Origin of the sequence: Methanothrix sp. (assembly GCF_030055635.1) — an archaeon.
Lineage (GTDB): Archaea > Halobacteriota > Methanosarcinia > Methanotrichales > Methanotrichaceae > Methanothrix_B.
Genome location: NZ_JASFYM010000028.1, coordinates 1 through 6458, shown reverse-complemented (window position 1 = coordinate 6458; position 6458 = coordinate 1). Strand labels below are relative to the sequence as shown.

The 6458-nt window shown below is 55.9% G+C and carries 11 protein-coding genes; 10 read left to right on the top strand and 1 reads right to left on the bottom strand.

Annotation, left to right across the window (positions count from 1 at the left end; translation table 11 throughout):
* The 9 genes from QFX31_RS08665 to fhcD form a co-directional block, all read left to right on the top strand.
* A partial coding sequence (locus tag QFX31_RS08665; RefSeq protein ID WP_348531387.1) for a zinc ribbon domain-containing protein occupies positions 1 to 118 on the top strand: 118 nt, incomplete at its 5' end.
* A 331-nt stretch (positions 119 to 449) separates the two neighbouring features.
* Positions 450 to 953, top strand: a complete 504-nt coding sequence (gene tfe / locus QFX31_RS08660; protein ID WP_348531706.1) for a transcription factor E — start codon at positions 450 to 452, stop codon at positions 951 to 953.
* Positions 954 to 1046: 93 nt separating this feature from the next.
* Positions 1047 to 1478: a secondary thiamine-phosphate synthase enzyme YjbQ gene (locus QFX31_RS08655; RefSeq protein ID WP_348531705.1), complete on the top strand. Its 432-nt coding sequence runs from the start codon at positions 1047 to 1049 to the stop codon at positions 1476 to 1478.
* A gap of 135 nt (positions 1479 to 1613) precedes the next feature.
* On the top strand, positions 1614 to 2153 hold the full coding sequence (locus QFX31_RS08650; protein ID WP_348531704.1) for a pyruvate ferredoxin oxidoreductase subunit gamma: 540 nt from the start codon (positions 1614 to 1616) through the stop codon (positions 2151 to 2153).
* Positions 2150 to 2407 (top strand): 4Fe-4S binding protein, encoded by a 258-nt coding sequence (locus tag QFX31_RS08645; protein WP_348531703.1) that lies wholly within the window; start codon positions 2150 to 2152, stop codon positions 2405 to 2407. Before QFX31_RS08650 ends, QFX31_RS08645 begins: the two co-directional genes overlap by 4 nt.
* The gene (gene porA / locus QFX31_RS08640; RefSeq protein ID WP_348531702.1) at positions 2404 to 3630 is read left to right on the top strand and encodes a pyruvate synthase subunit PorA; all 1227 of its coding nucleotides are present in this window, start codon (positions 2404 to 2406) and stop codon (positions 3628 to 3630) included. Before QFX31_RS08645 ends, porA begins: the two co-directional genes overlap by 4 nt.
* A 10-nt stretch (positions 3631 to 3640) precedes the next feature.
* Positions 3641 to 4543, top strand: coding sequence for a thiamine pyrophosphate-dependent enzyme (locus tag QFX31_RS08635; RefSeq protein WP_348531701.1), 903 nt, complete (start codon positions 3641 to 3643; stop codon positions 4541 to 4543).
* The gene (locus QFX31_RS08630) at positions 4525 to 5124 is read left to right on the top strand and encodes an IMP cyclohydrolase (RefSeq protein ID WP_348531700.1); all 600 of its coding nucleotides are present in this window, start codon (positions 4525 to 4527) and stop codon (positions 5122 to 5124) included. The genes QFX31_RS08635 and QFX31_RS08630 overlap by 19 nt, the downstream gene beginning before the upstream one ends.
* A 5-nt stretch (positions 5125 to 5129) precedes the next feature.
* Entirely contained in the window at positions 5130 to 6020 is an 891-nt protein-coding gene (gene fhcD / locus QFX31_RS08625; protein ID WP_348531699.1) for a formylmethanofuran--tetrahydromethanopterin N-formyltransferase, read from the top strand.
* 61 nt (positions 6021 to 6081) lie between these two features.
* Here the strand turns inward: fhcD and QFX31_RS08620 are convergent, their stop codons facing one another.
* Positions 6082 to 6222 (bottom strand): hypothetical protein, encoded by a 141-nt coding sequence (locus QFX31_RS08620; RefSeq protein WP_348531698.1) that lies wholly within the window; start codon positions 6220 to 6222, stop codon positions 6082 to 6084.
* Between the two features lie 52 nt (positions 6223 to 6274).
* Between QFX31_RS08620 and QFX31_RS08615 the strand changes: the two genes are divergently transcribed.
* Positions 6275 to 6458, top strand: a 184-nt coding sequence (locus QFX31_RS08615; RefSeq protein WP_348531697.1) for a helix-turn-helix domain-containing protein, incomplete at its 3' end; no start/stop codon positions are given.

The window sequence follows — 6458 nt, the reverse complement described above, 5'->3', positions numbered from 1 at the left end:
GAAGGATCGAGTCCACGAGTGCCCGCGATGCGGGCTCAGGCTTGATCGGGATCTCAACGCGGCATTAAACATTCTCACCCTCGGACTGAGGGGCAGAGCCTGTGGAGATGCTGGATGAAACAGATCAATGAAGCAGGAAGCTCCGGCCTTCAGGCCGGAGAGGAAGTCACCGCTCCTATGTGCTTAGCAACCTGGAGGCCGTGCAGGTTGAGTTGCTTTAAGCACTCATCCATCTTCCAGGGGTGCATAGCAGGACCAGTGCATCCATGGGTATGTTATCAAATGGATTACTAAGTCCCTGCAAAAGATCCAGATGGAATCCAAAACTCACCTGTCGCTTCAAAAACATAAGATATATTCCGACAGAGTCTGCGAAGCTTTATAAGTAATCAGGAGTATATAATAAACTGTTTGTTTTGTAACTCAGAGAGACTGCAAGTGGTGGTCCAGTGGTAGCAGTGGAGAATCCCATCCACAGGGCGTATCTGCTAAGGATCGTCGGCGAGGAGGGTCTAAAGATCGTCGAGGCAATGCCAGAGGAGGAGGTGACTGACGAGCATCTCGCCGAGATCACAGGGATCAGCCTCAATACTGTGCGAAGGGCGCTTTATCTGCTCTACGAGCACAGGCTTGCGGTCTACAGGAGAAAGAGAGATCCGGACAGCGGATGGCTTACGTACCTCTGGAAGCTCTGCCCTGAGAGCCTGGACAGCGCGCTTGAGGCAGAGGTCAGGAAGCTCATAAACAAGCTCAACGCCAGGCTCCGCTACGAGAAGGATCATGTGTTCTACGCATGTGTGAACGGCTGCGCCCGGTTTGTGTTCGAGGAGGCGAGCGAGAACAACTTCACATGTCCGTTCTGCCAGGGCAGCCTGGAGTACATGGAGAACAGCACGATCGTAGAGGTGATAGAGGAGCGGATAAAGGAGCTGAGCGCAGCGCTCTGCTCCTGATGCATTTTGATAAGTGCCATTCATGCAGTAAAACTGACATCCACATCGGCATCCTGCTGGAGCACAAGCTTGCATTCTCGTTTGAAGATCTCTATGATAGAAACACGGTACATCGAGTTCGACACGAAGGGCGATGCTGACATGGTGGACATCACTCCGATGGTCGTCAATGCCGTTCAGAGCAGCGGGGTGACCGATGGCATTGTGGTTCTCTTCGTGCCGGGCGCCACGGGCGCTGTAACGACGATTGAGCATGAGCCCGGGCTTATTGCAGATATGCGCAGAGCTCTCGAGATGATCGCCCCGGAGCATGAAGAGTACGAGCACAACCGGCGATGGGGAGATGACAACGGCCACTCCCACATCCGCGCATCGCTCATAGGCCCGAGCCTCACGGTGCCTGTGGTGAACAGCGCTCTATCCCTTGGCAGATGGCAGCAGATCGTCTTTATCGATATGGACAACAGACCCAGGCGCAGAAGGCTTGTGCTTCAGATCATGGGAGAAAAAAGATCAGGCCGGTAAAACGTTTCAGGCCAGTTCAATTTCTATTTTTTATAAATTATTTATTTTCTGGTGGCCCACTCTCCTCTTCTGATACATTCTGCGCGAAAATGCTATATCTGGTTGATGCCTCTCGGCTTGAGAGGAGGTCTGCAGGTGAAGGAGATAAGGTTCCACGGGCGAGGAGGGCAGGGGGCGGTCACCGCTGCGGAGATGATCGCCATCGCAGCCTTCGAGGACGGAAGGTTCTCCCAGGCTTTTCCCGCCTTCGGGGTGGAGCGCAGAGGCGCCCCTGTGTTGGCTTTCGCCAGGATCAATGATAAACCGATACGCATGAGAAGCCAGGTCTACGAGCCGGATTATGTCATCGTGCAGGATGTCACACTGCTCGATGTCGTCAATGTGACGGGCGGATTAAAGCCGGACGGGAAGATAATAATAAATAGTGATAAAGATGCCTCTGCGATCAAGCTGAACACAGAGGCTGAGGTGGTGACGATAGACGCGACCAGAATCGCCATTGAGACCCTCGGGAGGCCGATAGTCAACACAACAATGCTCGGCGCGTTCTGCGGGGCGACAGGAGAGGTGAAACTGGAGAGCCTTGAGAAATCGATTCTCACAAGATTCTCGGGCAGCCTGGGGGAGAAGAACATCCGCGCCATAAGAACAGCCTATGAGAGGGTTGCCAGATGAAGATCACAGTTGCAGCTCTGACAGAGCCAGGCAGCACTGTTGTTAACAAGACCGGAGGGTGGAGAACCTTCGTTCCGGTTGTGAATCACAAGAGGTGCATAAAGTGCAGCCTCTGCGAGATATACTGCCCTGAGGGCTGTATACGACAGATCGATGGATTGTTCGTTCCGGATCTGGACTACTGCAAGGGATGCGGGGTCTGCGCTCACGAGTGTCCAAGAAAGGCGATAGAGATGGTCCTGGAGGAGAAATGAAGATGATCGCTAAAGAGGAGCTGAGCCTGAAGGAGAGAATGGCCAGGATGAAGGTCGTCGAGGGCTCATATGCAGTTGCACATGCTGTGAAGTGCTGCTCTCCCGATGTCATATCCGCATACCCCATAACACCTCAGACCCACATAGTCGAGCACCTCTCGCAGTTTGTCGCAGACGGCGAGCTCGACTCTGAGTTTCTCACAGTTGATTCTGAGTTCTCAGCGATGTCATCGCTCGTGGGGGCGAGCGCTGCAGGAGCGAGATGCTACTCATCGACCACAAGCCAGGGGCTTGCCCTGATGTGGGAGGTGCTTTACAACGCCTCCGGCATGAGGCTGCCGATAGTGATGACCGTGGCAAACAGGGCGCTCAGCGCGCCCCTGAACATATGGAACGATCAGCAGGACAGCGTAGGCGCCCGGGACTCGGGCTGGATCCAGCTCTATGCAGAGGATGTGCAGGAGGCTGCTGATGCGATACCACAGGCATACAAGATCGCAGAGGATCCCGAGATCCTGACGCCTGTGATGGTCTGCATGGACGGGTTCATACTCACCCACGTATACGAGCCTGTGGAGCTTCTGAGCCAGGAGGAGGTGGATAGGTTCCTCCCGCCGTACAGGCCAAAGCACATCCTGGATCCTGAGAATCCTAAGACATTCGGAGCTTTTGCAGATCCATCATACTTCACAGAGCTGAGATACATGCAGTGGGATGCCCACAGGCGTGCTCTCAAGAAGATAGAGGCAGTCGCAGTGGAGTTCGCAGAGCAGTTCGGGCGCTGGTATGGGGGGCTGATAGACACCTATCATGCGGAAGATGCTGAGGTGATGATTGTAACTATGGGCTCTGTCATCGGAACCATCAAGGACTGCATAGATGATATGCGCAGCGAGGGGCTGAAGGTGGGTCTTGTGAAGATCAGGAGCTACAGACCATTCCCGACCGAGGCTCTGAGAAAGGCGCTGAAGGATGCTGAGGTCATCGCTGTCATTGAGAAGGATGTCACGGTCGGAAATGAGGGCGCGCTTCTCACGGACCTGAAGGCTGCGCTTTACAACACCCCAACAAGGATCCCAGTGATAGGGTTCCCCGCAGGCCTCGGAGGCAGGGATATAACGATCAGGGACATCCGCAGGGTCGTCGATAAGGCGATCGCAGCGCGTGACAGGGGAATTGAGGCGGAGATGGAGTTTCTCAGTCTTAGAGAGGATCTGCTTTAGGAGGATCTTTATGGAGAAGTTTCTCGCACCCGGGCACAGGGCATGTGCAGGATGCTCAATGCCGACTGTGATCAATCTGGTCCTTGATGCTGCCGGACCCAACACAATAGTCGCAACACCCACAGGATGCATCGAGGTGACGACAACACCTTATCCCGAGAGCGCCTGGAGGGTTCCGTGGATCCACTCGCTCTTCGAGAATGCTGCAGCTGTCGCCTCAGGCATAGAGGCTGCCCTCAAGCACTTCGGGAAAAACCATAACGTGTTCGTAATAGCAGGCGACGGCAGCACCCTGGATATAGGCATGGGCTGCATATCCGGCATGTTCGATCGCGGGCACAATGTGAAGTATGTTTGCTACGACAACGAGGCCTACATGAACACGGGCGTCCAGAGGAGCAGTTCTACACCCCCCTGCACATCAACGACGACCACGCCATCAGGAAAGATCAGCTTCGGAAATCCGAGGCCGAAGAAGGACATGCCTGCAATCGCGGTTGCACACAGAGTCCCGTATGTCGCAACAGCATCAGTCGCCTATCCTGTGGACCTCAGGCGGAAGGTGAAGAGGGCCATATCGATACCCGGGCCCGCATACATACAGGTCAACGCGCCGTGCATCACAGGCTGGTCATTCGAGGCCGGAACCACTGTGGAGATAGCGCGGCTCGCGGTCGAGACCTGCCTCTGGCCTCTCTACGAGTACGTCAACGGAGAGCTGGTCGGCGTCAAGAAGATCCACGTCAAGAGGCCTGTTGAGGATTACCTCAAGGCGCAGGGGAGGTACAGACACCTCTTCCGCATGAAGGGCGGAGAGGAGATGATCCGGGTTCTCCAGCAGATGGCCGATGACAACGCCCGGAAGTTCGGGCTTCTGTATGAGGGAGATCTCACGTGTACGTCGGAAGAATAGTCGCTGTTGGCATCTCCGGTGATGGTGTCTGGGTGGGCTACAGGGTCTCATCCAGATCCTTCCCGAACCGCAGGGCAACAGCATCCGGATCCTCGATATTCGTCCATCCTCTGGACCCAGCTGATCTCCTGAAGAACCCCTACATAACATACCCATGCATAAGAGCCTCGAATGATTTCGCGGTCGTATCCAACGGAGACCACACGGACATGATATTCGACCGGATCGAGGACGGATCAAGACCTCTGGACGCAGTGGCCCTGAGCCTCGTGGCCTACGGTTACGAGAGGGACGATCTCAGGACGCCGAGAATCGCCGGCGTAGTCTCGGATCGGCGCGCCGTGCTGGGGATTGCGGCTCACGATGAGCTTCACGTCAGGGAGTTCGAGCTCCAGGATGGAGACGCCTGGATGGTGGCGACGTATGAGAAGACCGGATTCGAGCCCGTCTTCATGGAGGGGTCAAGCGCATCCAGCATAGCGAGATCCCTCTTCGGCCTCCCATTCGAGCGCCCCGTATGCTCTGCAGCTGCGTTCAGGAGAGGAGACGGATTTGAGCTTGCTGTGTACAATCCAAGGTGATGTGAATGAAGATTAATGGAGTGGAGATAGACGATACCTTCGCTGAGGCGTTCCCCATAAAGATAGGCAGGGTGCTTATAACCGCGATCAGTGAGCGCTGGGCGCTCGAGGCGGCGCGCGAGGCCACAGGCTTCGGGACCTCGGTGATAATGTGCCCCGCTGAGGCCGGTATCGAGTGCATCGTTCCTAGCACAGAGACGCCCGATGGCAGGCCCGGGGTGTACATACAGATATGCAACATGAGCTGGAAGAGCCTGGAGGCGTCGCTCCTGGCGCGCATAGGCCAGTGCGTCCTCACAGCTCCCACGACTGCTGTCTTCAATGGTTTGCCAGACGCCGAGAAGCAGTTCGACACAGGAAAGAAGCTGGGTTACTTCGGAGACGGATACCAGTGCGAGATCGAGTACTGCAACAGGAGGTTCTGCAAGATCCCCATCATGGAGGGGGATTTTCTGGTAGAGGAGACGATCGGGGCTGTGGATGGGATAGCCGGTGGCAACTTCTACATTCTCGGGCAGAACCAGCCCGCTGCACTCATGGCCGCTGAGGCAGCCGTCGACGCTATAGCGAAGCTCAGAGGAACGATAACCCCGTTCCCTGGAGGCGTGGTCGCTAGCGGCTCCAAGGTCGGGAGCAGGTACAAGTTCCTGAAGGCCTCGACTAATGTGGCGTTCTGTCCCAGCCTGAAGGATCAGGGGGTCTGCGTGCTTCCCGAGAACGTCACCGCCGGGTACGAGATCGTGATCAACGGGATAAGCAGGGAGGCGATCGAGGAGGCGATGCGCGTCGGGATCCGGGCTGCATGCACGGTCCCTGGGGTGATCAGGATATCTGCGGGGAACTTCGGAGGTAAGCTCGGGCCCCATCAGTTCCATCTGCACAGGATACTTGAGTGACCCCCAGTGGCTGGGTGAACGCTCCCCGCCATTACGGCGGGGGATTCATCACCAGCAGAGATCACACCAGATACCCCAGCTCCCTTGCCCTGGCATGAGCAGTGTCTGCCTCAGCCTGGCGGCCCAGCGCCTTGAGGGCATCTCCCTTGTCCTTCCAGATCCAGGCAGGAGCATTCCCTGATAGAGAATAAACAGGGCGCAAACTCCAATCTTTGTAGTAAGCCCGTACGCAATATGGAGGAGCAACAATCGAGATGAGATCTGCCTACAAGTTCCGGCTGTATCCGACTGAGGATCAGATCAAAAAGCTAGAGGACACGCTGGAGACCTGCAGGCAGCTCTACAACGATGCTCTGGCAGCGAAGAAGGAGGCATGGGAGGATGACCGCTACAATCTGACATACTATGAGATGGCGCATCAGATATCAACGAACCGCA